The sequence below is a fragment of the Streptomyces sp. NPDC051064 genome, assembly GCF_044455985.1.
GTDB lineage: Bacteria > Actinomycetota > Actinomycetes > Streptomycetales > Streptomycetaceae > Streptomyces.
Genome location: NZ_JBITFK010000004.1, coordinates 71,843 through 87,839, shown reverse-complemented (window position 1 = coordinate 87,839; position 15,997 = coordinate 71,843). Strand labels below are relative to the sequence as shown.

Here is a 15,997-nt window from a genome sequence, read left to right as displayed (position 1 = left end):
CGGCCGACCGGGCCGGCGCGGGGTCCGGGCGGCAGGGCACCGTCGGCTTCGTGCTCGATGCCGCCCAGCAGCCGGACCCGACCGATCCGCCCACCGACCCGCCGACCGGTCCGCGCCGGGCGGCACCTGGACGGCGGGAACCTCCTACCGGGCCGGTGACCGGGTGACCCCCGACGGCGTCTCCTTCCGCTGTCTGCAGGCATACTCGGCCATCGACGGATGGGAACCGGCGCTGGTCCCCGCGCTGTGGGAGCGCGGGTGGACACGCGGCAGCGGCCCGGACCGGGACTCCGTCCCCGGCCCGGGCTTCCGGCCGTCGCCGTCCGGGGCGGCCCTTCACAGGTGTCGCCGTCGACGCCGCTACTTCGCGTCCGAATAGCGCTCGACGACCGCCGTGCTGAACGGGAACCGCACCGGTGTCTCCCCGAACGTGACGCGGCCCGCCAGCTCCCCGGCCTCGCGGATCGCCTCCACCACCGCGGGCGCCTCCCCGGCGGGGCAGTGCACGATCACCTCGTCGTGCTGGAAGAACACCAGCTCCGCCCGCATCCCCGCGGCGGTGAGCCTCTGCCGGAGCGCCGCAAGGAGCAGCAGTGCCCAGTCCGCCGCGCTTCCCTGCACCACGAAGTTGCGGGTGAAGCGGCCCCGTGCCCGGGCGTTCGGCGAGGCATAGCCCGGGGTGAAGCCGTATGTGCCGGTGCTCTCCCCGGCCGGCGGCTCCTCGCTCTCCTGCGGGATGCCGGCCTCCCCGTCCTCTCCCGCCCCGGCGGCGGGCGGGCTCGTGCGTCCCAGCCAGGTGCGGACGAGGCGGCCGTCCTCGCCGGCCTTCGCCGCGTCGTCGACGTAGGCGACGGCGTGCGGGAACCGCCGCCGCAGCGCCGCCAGGTTCTTCAGGCCGTCGCCCGAGGTCTGCCCGTAGATCGCGCCCAGCAGCGCGATCTTGGCGTGGTCGCGGTCGCCGTGGAACGCCCGGTCGGACAGGGCCTTGTAGAGGTCGCCCTCGTGTCCGGCCACCTCCATCAGCCCCCGGTCGCGGGAGATCGCGGCCAGCACCCGGGGCTCCATCTGGTCGGCGTCCGCCACCACCAGCCGCCAGCCCTCGTCGGCGACGACCGCCTGGCGTATCACCTTGGGGATCTGCAGCGCCCCGCCGCCGTTGGTCGTCCAGCGCCCGCTGACCGTGCCTCCCGGCTGGTACTCGGGGCGGAAGCGGCCCTCGCGCACCCAGTCCTGGAGCCAGCTCCAGCCGTGGGCCGTCCAGACGCGGTACAGCTTCTTGTAGCGGATCAGCGGCTCCACCGCCGGGTGGTCGAGCTCCTCCAGCTCCCACCGCCGGGTCGACCTGACCTTGATCCCGGCCTGCGCGAACGCCTTCACGACATCGGCCGGCAGGTCGGGCCGCACCCGTCTGCCGAAGGCGGCCGACACCTCCTCCGCGGCCTCGGCCAGTCTCCGGGGCTCGCCGCCGCCCGCGTAGCGCTCGCCGAGCAGGTCGTCCAGCACCTCTCGGTGCACATCGGCGCGCCAGGGGAGCCCGGATCTGTTCATCTCGGCGGCGACCAGCATGCCCGCGGATTCGGCGGCCGTGAGCAGCCGCATCCTGCCGGGGTGCTCCGTCGCCTCATGACGGCGCAGCTGCTCGGCGTAGACCTCGAGCAGCGCTTCGAAGGGCAGATCGGTGCCGGAGCGCGGCTCGAAGAGGGAGGACTGGGAGCCAGGCTCCGCCGAGCGGGGCGGCGGATCGGGCGGCACCGGCGCACGGCGCAGCCGGGCCCAGGCCGCCGCCGCGGAGCGGGGCTCCCCGAGCCGTCCCTCGTGGCCGAGCAGCAGCAGCTCGGCGCACTCGATGTCGTAGCAGCGATCGACCCGCACGCCCGCGGCGAGCAGCCGGGGGTAGATCCCCGCGGTCGAGCGCCAGACCCAGCGGGCCACCTCGGGCCGGGAGCGGACGGACTCGGCGAGGTCGGGCTCGGCCAGGACGGGACCGGCGGGCAGGCCCTCGCGCGTCAGCGGCGCGAGGAGTGCGCCGCCCCCTTCCGCGGTGGCCAGAGCCCAACGTTCGGTCATGGGCCGAGTCTTGCACCCGGCACTGACAGCGGGTCCGGCTCACCGGGCGGGCGGGCCCGACTGCCGCGAGGATCGGAGTGAGGTGCGCGCGGCGCGCACCGGGACCACGGCAGGCGGCGGAGGAGACGGTGATGGAAGCGATCGTGTACGAGGAGTTCGGCGGGCCCGAGGTCCTGCGTCCGGCCCGGGTCGAGGACGTCCACGCCGGACCCGGGCAGATCCGGGTGGCGGTCAGGGCCGCCGGGGTCAATCCGATCGACCACAAGATCCGCAACGGCTGGATGGAGGCCGCGTTCCCCACCCCGCTGCCCGCCACACCCGGCAGCGAGTTCGCCGGAGTCGTCGACGAGACCGGCGACGGTGTCACGGAGTTCACGGTCGGCGACGAGGTCCTCGGCCGGAGCACGACCGGCGCGTACGCGGAGTACGTCCTGGCCGACGTGGGATCCGTCGCGCCCAAGCCCGAGGGGCTGGGCTGGGCGGAGGCTGCGGCACTGCCCGTGGCGACCGCGACCGCCGCCCGGGTGCTCGACGAGCTCGCGGTGGCCGCGGGCGAGACCCTGCTGGTGCACGGGGCGTCCGGTGCGGTCGGTTCCGCCGCCGTCCAGATGGCCGCCGCCCGGGGTGCCACTGTCATCGGGACCGCCTCACCGGCCAACCACGACTATCTGCGGGTGCTCGGCGCGGTCCCGGTGGCGTACGGGCAAGGGCTGGTGGGCCGGGTACGGGAGGCCGCGCCGCAGGGTGTGGACGCCGTGTTCGACGTGGCGGGCAGGGGCGCGCTTGCGGACTCGGTCGAGCTGCGCGGCGGTACGGCCGACCGGGTCGCCACCATCGCCGACCCGGACGCGGCCCACTACGGGGTGGCCTTCTCGGCGGGCGGCGGGAGCGGTCCCGACGAGGGCAGGCGGCTCGCGGAGTACGCGGAGGCGGCGGCGGTGGGCGCTCTGCGGGTCCCCGTCGAGCAGACCTTCGCGCTCGGTGATGCGGCGCGGGCCCAGGAACTGAGCGAGGCCGGACACGTGCGGGGAAAGCTCGTCCTGCTTCCCGGGGGACACTGAGCGCCCGGCCGCCCGAGAGACAGCCCTTACGCTGGCACGATGGAATCGGTGATCGACCGGGCGTGTGCCGCGGCCCTGTATTCGGACGGCGACGCGGGCCTGGACACCGGCGCCTCCCTCCTCGCCGCAAACCCGTCCGCCGACGAGGAGCTGCACCGGCGTGGCCAGGAGTTCGTGCGGCGCGCCTGGACGCGCGGCTGGCAGCCCGCCGATGTCGTACGGACCGTCCGCCGCGAGCTGGACGAGGACGGCGCCGCGCTCGCCTCCGCACTGATCACGGGGGAGACGGCGGGCTACGCCCGGCTGCCCCCGCGCTGGGCGGACCAGCTCGCCGCCATGCCCGCCCCGGCGCCGCGCAACCGGCCCGACCGCTTCACGTACGCCTCCGCGCTCCTGGAGCTGTACCGCCTGCTGCTGCGGCTCCCCGTCGTCGAGCCGGTCGGGCCGGTGCCCGGCACGGCCGCCGACGCTCCGCACCGGCCGCCGGCGCACGGTGAACCGCGCATGCTCACCAGGATCCGGGCGCTGCTCGCCAAGGCGGAGGCGACCGGCTTCCCGGAGGAGGCCGAGGCGCTCACCACCAAGGCGCAGGAGCTGATGGCCCGGCACAGCATCGACGAGGCGCTCCTCGCCGCGCGTACGCACAGTGCCGACACCCCGGGGGCCGTCCGGATCGGGGTCGACGCCCCGTACGAGAGCGCCAAGGCCGTCCTGCTCGACTCCGTCGCCTCGGCGAACCGCTGCCGTGCCGTCTGGAACAGCGACCTCGGCTTCACCACGGTCGTGGGCTTCGAGCCGGACCTGGAGGCGGTGGAACTGCTCTTCACCTCTCTGCTGGTGCAGGGCACCGCGGCGATGACGAAGGCGGAGGCCGGACAGCGGGCCGGCGGGCGCAAGCGGACCAAGACCTTCCGGCAGTCCTTCCTGATGGCGTACGCCCAGCGCCTGGGCAGCCGGCTCGCGGCGGACACCGAGCGGGTCACCGCCGCGGCCGGCTCGGAGGCCGGCGCGGAAGGCCGCGACGGTGACGCCGGTGCCCTGCTGCCGGTCCTGGCGGCCCGGGACGTCGCCGTGACCGACACGGCGGAGCAGATGTTCCCGAGGACCACCACGACCCGGCTGCGCGGGGCGACCGACGCGGAGGGCTGGAACCACGGCACGGCCGCGGCCGACCGGGCCCGGATGGGCGGAGGAGGGCCGGAAATCCGCCGTTAGGTCGGCGGAGCGGCATAAGTCGGGGTTGTCCGTCATCCGGCTAGGCTCGGTCCATGAGCTGGCTCCGGGCGCTGAAGGAGACCGCCCGCTCGGGGCTGACGATCGAGCGGCGGCGCCTCGAACCGCTCATCGCGTTGCGTGGCGCCGCGGGCCTCGCGCTCGTCGTCGGGGTGAGCCTGGTGCTCTTCGGCCCGGTGATCGCCGCCGGCTCCGCGTTCGGCGCCTACCAGGCGGCCATCGCCACCTTCCAGCGGAGCTGGCGCCCGCGGCCCGTGCTCGCGCTGGTCTCCGGAGCCAGTCTGGCCGTGTCGACGTTCGTCGGCTACGTCACCGTCTCCCACACCCTGCTGTTCCTGGCCCTGCTGCTCCTCTGGACGTTCAGCTCCGGGCTGGCCTGGGCGGCGGGCCCGACGGGCGGCATCATCGCGGGCTCCAACGTCGCGATCATGCTGGTCACGATCACCCTGCCCACCTCTGTCGCCGACGCCGCCGCCCACGCGGCGATGATGGCGTTCGGGGGGCTCGTCCAGGCGGCGCTGATCGTGCTGTTCCCGGTCCGCAGGTGGGGAGCCCAGCGCGACGCGCTCGCCGACGCCCTGGAGGGTGAGGCCGACTACGCCCGCAGGCTGCGGCACGACCCGGTGGCGCCCTTCGACCCCGTGCCGCTGATGACCGCGCGCAACGCCGCCGCCGTCACCCCTCGCCAGGCCCGGCGCCGTCCCGCCGACCTGCACGGCGCGCGCGGCGTCGCCGAACGGCTGCGGCCGGTCCTCGCCTCGCTTGCGGACCCCGCCCTGGGAGTGCCGGCCGAGGGCCCCGAACGCTACTGGGCGCGGGAGATCCTCGGCGCCGCCGGATCCCTGCTCGACTCCGCCGCACGGGCGGTACGCACAGGCGACCCGGTGCGGCTGGACGAGACGGCGCTCTCGGTGCTGAAGTCCCCCGACACCGAGGTGATCCTCACCGGCCCGCCCCACAGGGCCGCCGACCGGCTCACCTCGCTGCTCGCCGACGTCATCGAGATCGCCGAGGGGACCGGCACGGACGACAGGACGCCCGGGGAGCCGCTCGTCTCGCACCGCCGCCGGCCCACTCTGCTGAAGCTGGTCCCCGTCGTCCTCCTCTCCATGCGCCGCGAACTGCGCCGGGGTTCGACGATCCTGCGCCACGCGGAACGGGTCTCGGTGGTGACCGCGGCGGGCTACCTCATCGGGCTGGCGCTGCCGTTCGGACACGGTTACTGGGCGCCCATGACCGCCGTGATGGTGATGCGCCCGGAGTTCACCCATACGTACTCGCGGTCCGTGGGCCGTTTCATGGGCACGGTGCTCGGCGTCGCCGTCGCCACCGGCATCGTGCAGGTCGCGCACCCGAACGCGGAGCTCTCCGCCGTGCTCGCCGTCCTCTGCGCCGCGCTGATGTACCTGCTGATGCGCACCGGATACGCGGTCGGCCAGGTCTGTGCCTCCGCCTACGTCGTCTTCCTGCTCGGGATGGCGGGCGACGACTGGTCCCAGACGGTGCCGGAGCGGGTCGTGCTGACCCTCCTGGGCGGTCTGCTCGCGATGGTGTCGTACGCCATCTACCCGGCCTGGGAGACCCCGCGGCTGCGCGACCGGCTCGCCACCTGGGTGATCACGGACGGGCGTTACGCGGCGACGGTCCTCGACCGGTACGCCGATCCCGCGTCCAGGACCCTGGAGGAGGTGCGCACCACCCTCCTCACCACCCGGGAGGCCCGCGTCGCCTGGCAGGAGGCGCTGGAGACGGCCCAGCACGAACCCGTACGCCACCGGGGCATCTCCCGCACCTCGGCTGCGGACGCCCAGGACGCGCTCGCCCAGTTCGGCCGCGTCGCGATGCTCATGGAGGCTCACCTGCCCGCCGCCTCCGCCACCCCCGTACCCGAGGCCGCCGGGCTGGCCGACGCGCTGCGCCGGGCCACCGAGGAGGGCGCGAAGGCGGTGCGGGAACGCCGCGTCCCGGACTGGGCTCCGGTCAGGGAGGCGCTGGCGCGCCGCGACGCCGCCGAGGGGCCGCCGCCCGACTCCTTCGTGCGGAACGGGGCCACCCTGCTGCTCCGTGCCCTGGAGGACTTCTCACGGGCACTGGAGATCGGCAGCGGGCGGGCCTGAGGCGGCGTCAGGGAGCGGGGATCTCCGGCAGGCCCGTGGGCAGCGCGGAGAGGTCGGTCCTGGACAGGGTGTCCTCGGCCCCGGTGTCCCAGGAGATGACGAGCTTCTTGCCGTCGTTGGACTCGACGGACCCCATCGTGCGGCCGGTGTTCCCGTCGAGGCACTTCAACGCGAGCATCACCTCGCCCATGTCCTTCACCTCGCCCTGGCAGACGTGCCGCCCGGCCGAGAGAGCCGCCTTGCCCGAGGCGACCGACAGCGTGACGGGCCCGCCGTCGGCCGTGCCCGTCCAGGTGCCCTCCAGCGCCGCGGCGTCCGCACCCCCGGAGCCGCCCTCCTCGCTGCCGGTTCCAGAGGACGCGGCCTGCTCGGAGCTCGATCCGGTGTCCGGGGCCTTGTCACCGGCGGGATCGTCACTGCCGCAGGCGTTCACGGCGAACACGACGACGAGACCGGCAGCAAGAGCGACGGAGCGCGGAAACCTGTCCATATGTGAGTTCCCCCTTGTGGATTCACTGCCGAAAGACGCGCCAAGCTACCAGGGGTGAAGAGAACAACTCGGGTAAGTGGGAGCCGAATTGGCGTGCCGTTCGTCTGTTCCTCATAGAGGTGGGGAACGGGTGAACAGACGGCCGGACGGATGGGGGTGAAACTGTAATCGCGCGCGCACCCGGCGTGCACGTGCATCTGCTCATGCATTGGCATATGAACACAGCTATGATCCGAGCTAGTTGACACTTGCACCTTGCAACTCGGGGAGCGTCCTGTGCACCACGTGTACAACGGCATGGCGGCCACAGAGCTTCGCGGGGTCGTCTGGCAGAAGAGCAGACACAGCAACTCCCAGGGATCATGCGTGGAGTTCGCGAAACTGCCCGGCGGAAATGTGGCGATGCGGAACTCGCGTCACCCCGACGGGCCCGCGCTGGTCTATACGCCGGCGGAGATCGAGGCGCTGCTGCTGGGCGTCAAGGACGGGGAGTTCGACCACCTGGCCGCGGGCGGCTGAGCGCACGGAACGCTGCGGCCGGGCGTACGGCGGCGCGATCGGGGAACCCCGCGAGCCGCCGCCCGGGCGCACGCCGGTATGCCCCCGGGCGGCGCCGTAACTACAGGCTGTCGGGGAACGCGTCGACCGGGACGGGGCGCTCCGTCGTCGTGTGGTCCGTCAGCCGGAACAGGGCCCAGACCACCTTCCCGAACCTTCCGTCGGGCGGAGTGTCGCCGGCCGGCACGGGCGAGGGGTGCCAGCCCCAGCAGTCGCTGAACGACTCGACGAGGAACAGGCCCCGGCCGGACTCGGCCGAATCCGGCGCCTCGCCCGCGACCGGCCCCTTCTCGCTGGGATCGCGCACCGCGCACACCAGGCGCGAGGACCAGCGCATCAGATGCAGCCGTACGGAGGAGTCCTGCCGCTCCCGCGCCGTATCGGCCGGAAGGGCGTGCCGCAGCGCGTTGGTGACCAGCTCGGACACGACCAGGGCGACATCGTCGAAGCGGTCGCCCAGGTCCCAGGAGTTCAGCGTCGTACGGGTGAACCTCCGTGCACCGCCCACCGCTTCGTACCGAGCCGGAAGCGTGCAGGAGGCCGAGCCCGCGACCGCCGAGGGGTCGATGGGCGGAAGCCCCTGCCGTAACGGCTCGAGCATCGTCGATCCATTCGTCCCCATGCGAGGCACTCCCGGGATTCGCGGCTGTAGCGGCACTGCTTCTGGCGGGCACTGCGGGTACAGCGGCACAACACGAACGAGCACGCAGGTGCGCGGGGACCATGGTTCCGAATGCGCACGGCAGATGCAAGGGCAGATGCACGTGCACGCGCGCGGTCTGCCCGGTAGCGTGCCGGTTCGAGTTATTTCTTCCGCTTCACAGTTTTGAAGCTTTCGGAAAGTCTTGCCATTTCTGTAATCGAATGAGTACGGGGTGAAGCGTTTTGGTGGCAGAATCCGCCTCCGGGGTTCGGGGGGACCCCGAAGTACGGGAAGCGATGGGGAGGGCTGGGAAGCCGGTGTCGGCAGGCGAGTCGAGTGGTTCTGTGGTGCGGCGCATCCTCCTGGGCTCACAGCTCAGGCGCCTGCGCGAGTCGCGGGGCATCACCCGTGAGGCGGCCGGCTACTCCATCCGTGCCTCCGAATCGAAGATCAGCCGCATGGAGTTGGGACGGGTGAGCTTCAAGGCCAGGGACGTCGAGGACCTGCTCACGCTGTACGGAGTCACGGACGAGGCGGAGCGGGACTCGCTCCTCGGTCTGGCCCGTGAGGCCAATGTGGCGGGCTGGTGGCACAGTTACGGCGATGTGCTGCCCGGCTGGTTCCAGACGTATATCGGACTGGAAGGGGCGGCCTCGCTCATCCGGATCTACGAAGTCCAGTTCGTCCACGGGCTGTTGCAGACCGAGGAGTACGCCCATGCCGTCGTCGCGCGCGGCATGCCCCGTGCCCCGGCCGCCGAGATCGACCGCAGGGTCGCGCTGCGCCTGGCGCGGCAGAAGGCGCTGGTCTCCGAGAGTGCCCCGCGCTTCCACGCCGTGCTCGACGAGGCGGCCCTGCGTCGTCCGTACGGCGGGCGCGAGGTGATGCGTGCGCAATTGCGGCATCTGATCGATATGTCGGAGCAGCCGAATATCACTCTCCAGGTGATGCCCTTCAGCTTCGGCGGTCATGCCGGTGAGAGTGGGGCATTCACGATGCTGCGTTTTCCGGAATCCGATCTGTCGGACATCGTCTATCTGGAGCAGCTGACAAGTGCGCTCTATCTGGACAAGGCCGAAGAAGTCGCCCAGTACGAAAAGGCCATGGTCCGGCTTCATGAGGACAGTCCGGGCCCGGAGGAGAGCCGGGATCTTCTCCGGGGACTCCTTCAACTGACGTGATTCGCCAGTACGATGAGTGACCGACAGGAGTCTGCGCCTGCAGTAAGGGATTGCATGTCCTTCCCCAGTGAACTGGCACGCCAGTACATCGACGGCGAGTGGCTGACCGGCAACGGTGCGTGGGACATCATTGATTTCAATCCTTACAACGGCGAGAAACTCTGCTCCGTCACGGTGGCCACCGCAGCGGAAGTCGACCTTGCCTACCGGGCCGCCGAACGCGCGCAGCGGGAATGGGCGGTGGCCGGTTCTTATGCGCGGCGGACGGTTCTGGAGAACGCCGTGCGGCTCGTCGGGGAGCGCTGCGACGAAATCACCGCGCTGATCATCGATGAGCTCGGTGGCACCCGGGCGAGGGCCGAATTCGAGGTGCGGACCGCTCAGGAGTTCCTGCGCGAGGCGGCGGGACAGACGATGCGTCCGTCGGCGCAGCTGCTGCCCTCGGTCGCCGACGGCAAGGAGAACCGCGTCTACCGGCTGCCCGTCGGGGTCATCGGTGTGATCAGTGCGTTCAATTTCCCTTTCCTGGTGACGATGAAGACCGTCGCCCCCGCGCTCGCACTCGGCAACGCGGTCGTGGTGAAGCCCCATCAGAACGCCCCGATCGCCGGCGGGAGCCTGGTCGCCCGGATCTTCGAGGACGCGGGGTTGCCCCCGGGCCTCCTCAACGTCCTGATCACCGACAGCGCCGAGATCGGCGACTCCTTCATCCAGCACCCCGTGCCCAAGGTGATCTCGTTCAGCGGTTCGGACCGGGTCGGCCGTCATGTCGCCGCCGTGGCCGCCGGGCTGTTCAAGCGGACCATCCTCGAACTGAGCGGCAACAGCGCCCTGGTCGTGCTGGAGGACGCCGACCTCGACCACGCGGTCCGGGCAGCCGTCTACAGCCGCTTCCTGTTCCAGGGCCAGGTCAGCATGGCCGCCAACCGCATCCTGGTGGACCGGTCCGTGGAGGAGGAGTTCACCGGGCGGTTCACCGCCGCGGTGTCCGCCCTCGTCTCAGGGGATCCACGCGACCCCGGCACCCGTATCGGGCCGGTCGTCGACGCGTTCCAGGCCGAGGCGCTCACCGCACTGGTCGACGGGGCGATCGAGGCCGGTGCCACCGCCCTCGTGCGGGGCCGCACACGCGGCAACCTCGTCGAGCCGACCGTGCTGACCGGCCTGCCGGAGGGATCGCCGCTGCTGGAGCAAGAGATCTTCGGGCCCGTGGCGCTCCTGGTGCCGTTCGACGGCGAGGACGACGCCGTCCGCATCGTCAACGACAGCCCCTACGGGCTGAGCGGCGCCGTCCACACGGCGGACGCGGAGCGCGGGGTGCGGTTCGCCCGGCGCATCAGGGGCGGGATGTTCCATGTGAACGGCGCGACCGTGCAGGACGATCCTGCGGTCGCGTTCGGGGGCGAGAAGCGGTCCGGCATGGGACGGCTGAACGGCGAGGCCGCCGTGGAGGCGTTCACCACCCGGAAGTGGATCTCGGTGCAGCACGGGCGAACGGTCTTCCCCTTCTGACCCCCTCTCCGACGCGCCGACCGAGGACAGGGCCCGACCTGATGGGCCCGAAAAGGCGGGCTACCCTGGTCAAAGTTGACTACAAAGGGTGGGTGGTATGTCGGCGATCCGTCTCCTGGTCCTGGGTGCCGTGCGCCAGCACGGCCGCGCGCACGGCTATCAGGTGCGCAACGACCTGGAGTACTGGGGCGCCCACGAGTGGTCCAACGCCAAGCCCGGGTCGATCTACCACGCACTCAAGCAGATGGCGAAGCAGGGACTGCTCCTCGCCCACGAGGTCGCCCCGTCCACGGCCGGCGGCCCGCCCCGCACCGAGTACGAGATCACCGGCCGCGGCACCCAGGAGTTCTTCACCCTGCTGCGGTCCTCGCTGACCTCGTACGACCAGAGCGTGGACGTGCTCTCCGCCGGCATCGGCTTCATCGTCGACCTGGAGCGGGCCGAGGCGGTGGCGCTCCTGCGGGAGCGTGTCGCTGCCATCGAGGGCTGGCGGGCCTCGGTCACGGAGCACTACACGCCGGAGGGCGGCCCGGAGTCGCTCGGGCACATCGGCGAGATCATGAACATGTGGGTGCACTCGGCGGACGCGGGGGCCGAGTGGACCCGTGGCCTGATCGCACGGATCGAGGCAGGGGCGTACACCTTCGCGGGTGAGGGCGAACCCTTCGTCGGAGTGCTCGCGAAAGGGCAGGAGAATCCCTTCGCAACAGGTGTCGCAGACCCCGGGGATCGCCACTGATCAAGTTTGACGAATCGCTTCGGCGGGTTTACCTTCGCCTTGCTAGTCAAGTTTGACTACATGGAGTGGAGGGGTGGTGGGCACCGTGAGCGACGCGATCGTCGTCGAAGGAGTGCACAAACGGTATGGAGTCAAGCGCGCCCTGGACGGCCTCGACCTCGCCGTCCGCCGCGGAACGGTCCACGGGGTGCTCGGCCCCAACGGGGCGGGCAAGACCACAGCCGTACGTGTGCTGACGACCCTGCTGCGCCACGACGAGGGCCGGGCGGAGGTGGCGGGGTTCGACGTGCGGTCCGACGCGGCCGAGGTCAGGCGGCGGATCGGGCTGCTCGGCCAGCACGCGGCGGTCGACGAGGAGCTCGGCGGCCGGCAGAACCTGGAGATGTTCGGCCGGCTCTACCACCTGGGCGCCCGCCGGGCCGGCCTGCGTGCCGACGAACTGCTGGAGCGGTTCGGGCTCGCGGACACCGGGCGCAAGGCGGTCAAGCAGTACAGCGGCGGCATGCGGCGCCGCCTCGACCTGGCCGCGTCCCTGATCACCGACCCGGAGGTGCTCTTCCTGGACGAGCCGACGACCGGTCTCGACCCGCGGGGACGAGCCGAGGTGTGGAGCGCCGTGCGGTCGCTGACCGTCGGCGGCACCACCGTCCTGCTGACCACGCAGTACCTGGAGGAGGCGGACCAGCTGGCCGACCGGATCTCGGTGATCGACGACGGCAGGGTCATCGCGGAGGGCACGGCCGACCGGCTGAAGGCGATGGTCGGCGGTGACCGCATCGACGTCGTCGTGCGCGGTGCGGACCGGCTGGCCGAGGCGGCCGCGCTGCTCGGCGAGGGGGTGACCGTCGACGAGGACCGGCGGCGGCTCCGCGCACCCGCCCCGGACCGCATGCGGGCCCTGGCCCGGACCGTGCGGGCGCTTGAGGAGGCGGGCATCGAGGCGGAGGACATCGCGGTGCGCCGTCCCACGCTGGACGAGGTCTTCCTCTCCCTCACCGGCGCCGGCGGCGAGGCCCACGCACCCATGGACACGGAGGTGGCCGCATGAGTACGGCGACGGCGGGACCGGGACGCATCGGCTGGGCGCTGGCCGACTCCTGGACGATGACACGGCGCGAACTGGCGCACTGGGCGCGGCAGCCGGTACAGATGGTCGTCGGTCTTGTCTTCCCGGTGATGCTGCTCCTGATGTTCAACTACCTGGTCGGCGGCGGGAGCGGGGTCGACGGGGACAACACCGAATTCCTGGTGCCCGGCATGCTCGCGCTCACCATGGCCTTCGGCCTGGAAGGCACGATGCTGGCGGTCACCCAGGACCTGAACAAGGGCGTCATCGACCGGTTCCGTTCCATGCCGATGGTCTCGGGCGCGGTCCTGGTCGGGCGGAGCGCCGCCGACATGCTCCAGTCGGTGGCCGCGCTCGCCGTGATGACCGGAGTCGGGTACGCCCTCGGCTGGCGCTGGCACAACGGCACGGCCGCCGCGCTGGCCGCGCTGGGGCTGCTGCTCCTGCTCCGGTTCGCGATGCTGTGGATCGGCATCCAGCTCGCGATGGTGGCGGGCAGGCCGGAGATGGTGCAGGCCGTGCAGATCCTGGTCTGGCCGGTGGGCTTCCTCTCCAACGTCTTCGCCTCGCCGGAGTCGATGCCGGGCTGGCTGGGCGCGGCCGTCGAGTGGAACCCGATGTCGGCCACGGCGACAGCGGTGCGCGGCCTGTTCGGCAACCCGGGCGGCGCGTCCGGCTCCTGGGCCGCCGAACACGCCGAACTCCTCGCGGTGCTCTGGCCGGTGGCGCTGATCGCGGTGTTCTTCCCCCTGGCGGTGAGAAGGTTCGCGCGGCTCAGCCGCTGACCCTAGTGGTGAAAAGCGGTCTGCACTCCCGGGTTACGGTTCAACGGGTGCGGCTGGGCGCGCAGTTCGGGCAGGAGCCCGCGCAGGTCTTCCAGCAGCAGTTCCGCGAGGTCCGAGGAGAAGCCGTTGCGGCAGACCACACGCAGCACGGAGAGGTCCTGGCGGTTGGCGGGGAAGGTGTAGGCGGGCACCAGCCAGCCGCGCTCCCGCAGCCGCCTGGACACGTCGAAGACGTCGTACGCCTTCACTTCGGGCTTCGTCGTCACGGCGAACACCGGGAGTTCGTCGCCCCGGGTCAGAAGCCGGAAGTCGTCCAGGGACTCGAACTCACCGGCGAGCCGTCCCGCGATGTCCCGGGACGCCTGCTGAACGGCCCGGTAACCCTCCCGGCCCAGCCGCAGGAACGTGTAGTACTGCGCGACCACCTGCGCGCCGGGCCGGGAGAAGTTCAGCGCGAAGGTCGGCATGTCGCCGCCCAGGTAGTTGACCCGGAAGACCAGCTCCTCGGGCAGCTCGGACGGTGAACGCCACAGGGCCCAGCCCACGCCCGGGTAGACCAGGCCGTACTTGTGCCCCGAGGTGTTGATCGAGGCCACCCTGGGGAGCCGGAAGTCCCACACCAGGTCCGGGTCGAGGAACGGCGCCACCATCGCCCCGGACGCCCCGTCCACATGGACCGGGATGTCGAGTCCGGTGCGCTCCTGGAGGTCGTCCAGCGCCGCGCACAGCTCCGCGATCGGCTCGTACGAACCGTCGAAGGTGGAGCCGAGGATCCCGACCACGCCGATGGTGTTCTCGTCGCACAGCTCGGCGGCCGCCTGCGGGTCCAGGTGGAAGCGTTCGCCGTCCATCGGGACCTGGCGGGGCTCCACCTCCCAGAACGTGCAGAACTTATCCCAGCAGACCTGCACATTGACGCCCATCACCAGATTGGGCCGGGCGGACGCCGGATAGCGGTCGGAGTTCCTGGCGGACCAGCGGCGCTTCAGCGCCATCCCCGCCAGCATGCAGGCCTCGCTGGAGCCCGTGGTCGAGCAGCCCACCGTGGCCGCCGGGTCGGGGGCGTTCCAGAGGTCGGCGAGCATCGCCACGCATCGCCGCTCCAGCTCGGCGGTGCGCGGGTACTCGTCCTTGTCGATCATGTTCTTGTCCCGGCACTCGCCCATCAGCACACCGGCCTGGGGCTCCATCCAGGTGGTGACGAAGGTCGCGAGATTGAGCCGGGAGTTCCCGTCGAGCATCAGCTCGTCGTGGACGAGCCGGTAGGCCGTCGAAGGCGGCAGCGGGCCCTCCGGGAGGCGGTGCGTCGGAGGCGCCGCGACCATCGGAGCGGTCGGGTCGGCCTCTCCGAAGAACGGGTTGAGGGCGAGTCTGCGGTGCTCGTCGGACGGAGCGGCCCCGCCGTGCGAACCCTTGTGGAGTGGCATGGAAGGACTCCTCAGTTCTCGGCCGCGAGTCCGGCCTTGATGGCCCGGGTGAATTTCACGACGCGCTCGGCCTGGACCCGCGCGGCGGTCAGGGTCTGCTCGGCGACCGGGATGTCGCCCTGTCCCGAGACATGGGAGGTGCCGTACGGATTGCCGTCCACGAATTTCGTGGCGTCCGTGTAGCCGGGCGGGACCAGGATGCCGCCGAAGTGGCAGACGGTGTTGTACAGCGCCAGCAGGGTGGACTCCTGGCCGCCGTGCGTGGTGCTGCTGGCGGTGAAACCGCTGTAGACCTTGTCGGCCAGCTTCCCCGCCTGCCAGAGGCCGCCCAGCGTGTCGAGGAACTGCTTGAGCTGGGCGGTGACATTGCCGTACCTGGTGGGTGTACCGAAGATCACCGCGTCCGCCCAGATCATGTCGTCCGGCGAGACCTCGGCGATTCCGGCGGTCGCCTTCGCGTGCTCGGCCCAGACCGGGTTGGAGTTGATGGCCGCCTGGGGGGCCAGCTCGGCCGCCTTGCGCAGCCGTACCTGTGCGCCGGCGTTCTCGGCGTCCTGCGCGACGGCCTTGGCGATCGTGGAGACGGTGCCGGTGGAGGAGTAGTAGACGACTGCGACATTGACGGGCGTGGGCATACGGGGCCTCCGGGAGAGGGGGGAGAGGGAGCCGGTCAGGACCTGCTGATCACGGCCGCCGTGCCGTAGGCGCAGACCTCGGTGCCCACGTCCGCCGCCTCGCTCACGTCGAACCGCATCATCAGCACCGCGTTCGCGCCACGCGCCTGGGCCTGGTCGACGAGCCGCTCCATCGCCTGGTTGCGGGTCTCGACGAGCGTCTTGGTCAGCCCCTTCAGCTCGCCGCCGATCATCGACTTCAGACCGGCACCGATCTGGCTGCCCAGGTGACGGGAGCGGACCGTGAGCCCGAACACCTCGCCGATGACCTGCGTCACCTGATGTCCGGGTACGTCGTTCGTGGTGACGACCAGGACGTCCGCCTGGGGTGTCTGTCCGCCGCCGTAGTCCTCGATGCTCATGATGTGGCACCTCCTGCGGAAAGCTTTGCCCCGGTTCGTTCCGCGCGCATCCTTGCTTACGCCAGTGGAACCCAGGCGTCCG

General features: G+C 71.5%; 15 protein-coding genes and 1 pseudogene. 10 read left to right on the top strand and 6 right to left on the bottom strand.

What is annotated here, in order from left to right; translation table 11 throughout:
- Positions 1-20: 20 nt before the first annotated feature.
- Positions 21-259, top strand: a pseudogene (locus tag ACIBCU_RS15320) (carbohydrate-binding protein); the annotation flags it as partial.
- 101 nt (positions 260-360) lie between these two features.
- Here ACIBCU_RS15320 and ACIBCU_RS15315 read toward each other — a convergent pair.
- Entirely contained in the window at positions 361-2,067 is a 1,707-nt protein-coding gene (locus tag ACIBCU_RS15315) for a bifunctional 3'-5' exonuclease/DNA polymerase (RefSeq protein ID WP_362927151.1), read from the bottom strand.
- 131 nt (positions 2,068-2,198) lie between these two features.
- Here ACIBCU_RS15315 and ACIBCU_RS15310 point away from each other — a divergent pair, with 131 nt between their 5' ends.
- Genes ACIBCU_RS15310 through ACIBCU_RS15300 form a run of 3 tightly spaced genes read left to right on the top strand, consistent with a single transcriptional unit; the run spans position 2,199 to position 6,478 of the window.
- A complete protein-coding gene (locus tag ACIBCU_RS15310) occupies positions 2,199-3,128 on the top strand; it encodes an NADP-dependent oxidoreductase (protein WP_362927150.1) in 930 nt (309 codons plus the stop codon).
- A gap of 39 nt (positions 3,129-3,167) precedes the next feature.
- A complete protein-coding gene (locus ACIBCU_RS15305) occupies positions 3,168-4,343 on the top strand; it encodes a DUF2786 domain-containing protein (protein WP_362927149.1) in 1,176 nt (391 codons plus the stop codon).
- 53 nt (positions 4,344-4,396) lie between these two features.
- Positions 4,397-6,478, top strand: a complete 2,082-nt coding sequence (locus ACIBCU_RS15300; protein WP_399231764.1) for an FUSC family protein — start codon at positions 4,397-4,399, stop codon at positions 6,476-6,478.
- 7 nt (positions 6,479-6,485) lie between these two features.
- Here the strand turns inward: ACIBCU_RS15300 and ACIBCU_RS15295 are convergent, their stop codons facing one another.
- Positions 6,486-6,968: a hypothetical protein gene (locus tag ACIBCU_RS15295; protein WP_399231762.1), complete on the bottom strand. Its 483-nt coding sequence runs from the start codon at positions 6,966-6,968 to the stop codon at positions 6,486-6,488.
- A 276-nt stretch (positions 6,969-7,244) separates the two neighbouring features.
- Here ACIBCU_RS15295 and ACIBCU_RS15290 point away from each other — a divergent pair, with 276 nt between their 5' ends.
- Entirely contained in the window at positions 7,245-7,487 is a 243-nt protein-coding gene (locus tag ACIBCU_RS15290) for a DUF397 domain-containing protein (RefSeq protein WP_033296523.1), read from the top strand.
- 100 nt (positions 7,488-7,587) lie between these two features.
- On the opposite strand, the gene ACIBCU_RS15285 is transcribed toward ACIBCU_RS15290, so the two are convergent.
- Positions 7,588-8,148, bottom strand: coding sequence for an ATP-binding protein (locus ACIBCU_RS15285; protein ID WP_399231761.1), 561 nt, complete (start codon positions 8,146-8,148; stop codon positions 7,588-7,590).
- 317 nt (positions 8,149-8,465) lie between these two features.
- Here ACIBCU_RS15285 and ACIBCU_RS15280 point away from each other — a divergent pair, with 317 nt between their 5' ends.
- The 5 genes from ACIBCU_RS15280 (at position 8,466) to ACIBCU_RS15260 (ending at position 13,452) form a co-directional block, all read left to right on the top strand.
- The gene (locus ACIBCU_RS15280; protein ID WP_362927146.1) at positions 8,466-9,350 is read left to right on the top strand and encodes a helix-turn-helix transcriptional regulator; all 885 of its coding nucleotides are present in this window, start codon (positions 8,466-8,468) and stop codon (positions 9,348-9,350) included.
- Between the two features lie 54 nt (positions 9,351-9,404).
- On the top strand, positions 9,405-10,862 hold the full coding sequence (locus tag ACIBCU_RS15275; RefSeq protein ID WP_362927145.1) for an aldehyde dehydrogenase family protein: 1,458 nt from the start codon (positions 9,405-9,407) through the stop codon (positions 10,860-10,862).
- Between the two features lie 97 nt (positions 10,863-10,959).
- Positions 10,960-11,601, top strand: a complete 642-nt coding sequence (locus ACIBCU_RS15270) for a PadR family transcriptional regulator (RefSeq protein ID WP_362927144.1) — start codon at positions 10,960-10,962, stop codon at positions 11,599-11,601.
- 85 nt (positions 11,602-11,686) lie between these two features.
- Positions 11,687-12,649, top strand: a complete 963-nt coding sequence (locus tag ACIBCU_RS15265; protein ID WP_399231758.1) for an ATP-binding cassette domain-containing protein — start codon at positions 11,687-11,689, stop codon at positions 12,647-12,649.
- Positions 12,646-13,452, top strand: a complete 807-nt coding sequence (locus ACIBCU_RS15260; RefSeq protein ID WP_399231756.1) for an ABC transporter permease — start codon at positions 12,646-12,648, stop codon at positions 13,450-13,452. The genes ACIBCU_RS15265 and ACIBCU_RS15260 overlap by 4 nt, the downstream gene beginning before the upstream one ends.
- A gap of 2 nt (positions 13,453-13,454) precedes the next feature.
- On the opposite strand, the gene ACIBCU_RS15255 is transcribed toward ACIBCU_RS15260, so the two are convergent.
- From ACIBCU_RS15255 to ACIBCU_RS15245, 3 genes are read right to left on the bottom strand one after another with little or no spacing between them, the layout of a single operon-like run.
- Entirely contained in the window at positions 13,455-14,879 is a 1,425-nt protein-coding gene (locus ACIBCU_RS15255) for a glutamate decarboxylase (protein ID WP_362927141.1), read from the bottom strand.
- 11 nt (positions 14,880-14,890) lie between these two features.
- Entirely contained in the window at positions 14,891-15,514 is a 624-nt protein-coding gene (gene wrbA / locus ACIBCU_RS15250; RefSeq protein ID WP_362927140.1) for an NAD(P)H:quinone oxidoreductase, read from the bottom strand.
- A 35-nt stretch (positions 15,515-15,549) separates the two neighbouring features.
- Positions 15,550-15,915 carry a YbjQ family protein gene (locus ACIBCU_RS15245; RefSeq protein WP_399231753.1) on the bottom strand — a complete coding sequence of 122 codons (366 nt, stop codon included), beginning with the start codon at positions 15,913-15,915 and terminating at the stop codon, positions 15,550-15,552.
- Between the last annotated feature and the right edge of the window lie 82 nt (positions 15,916-15,997).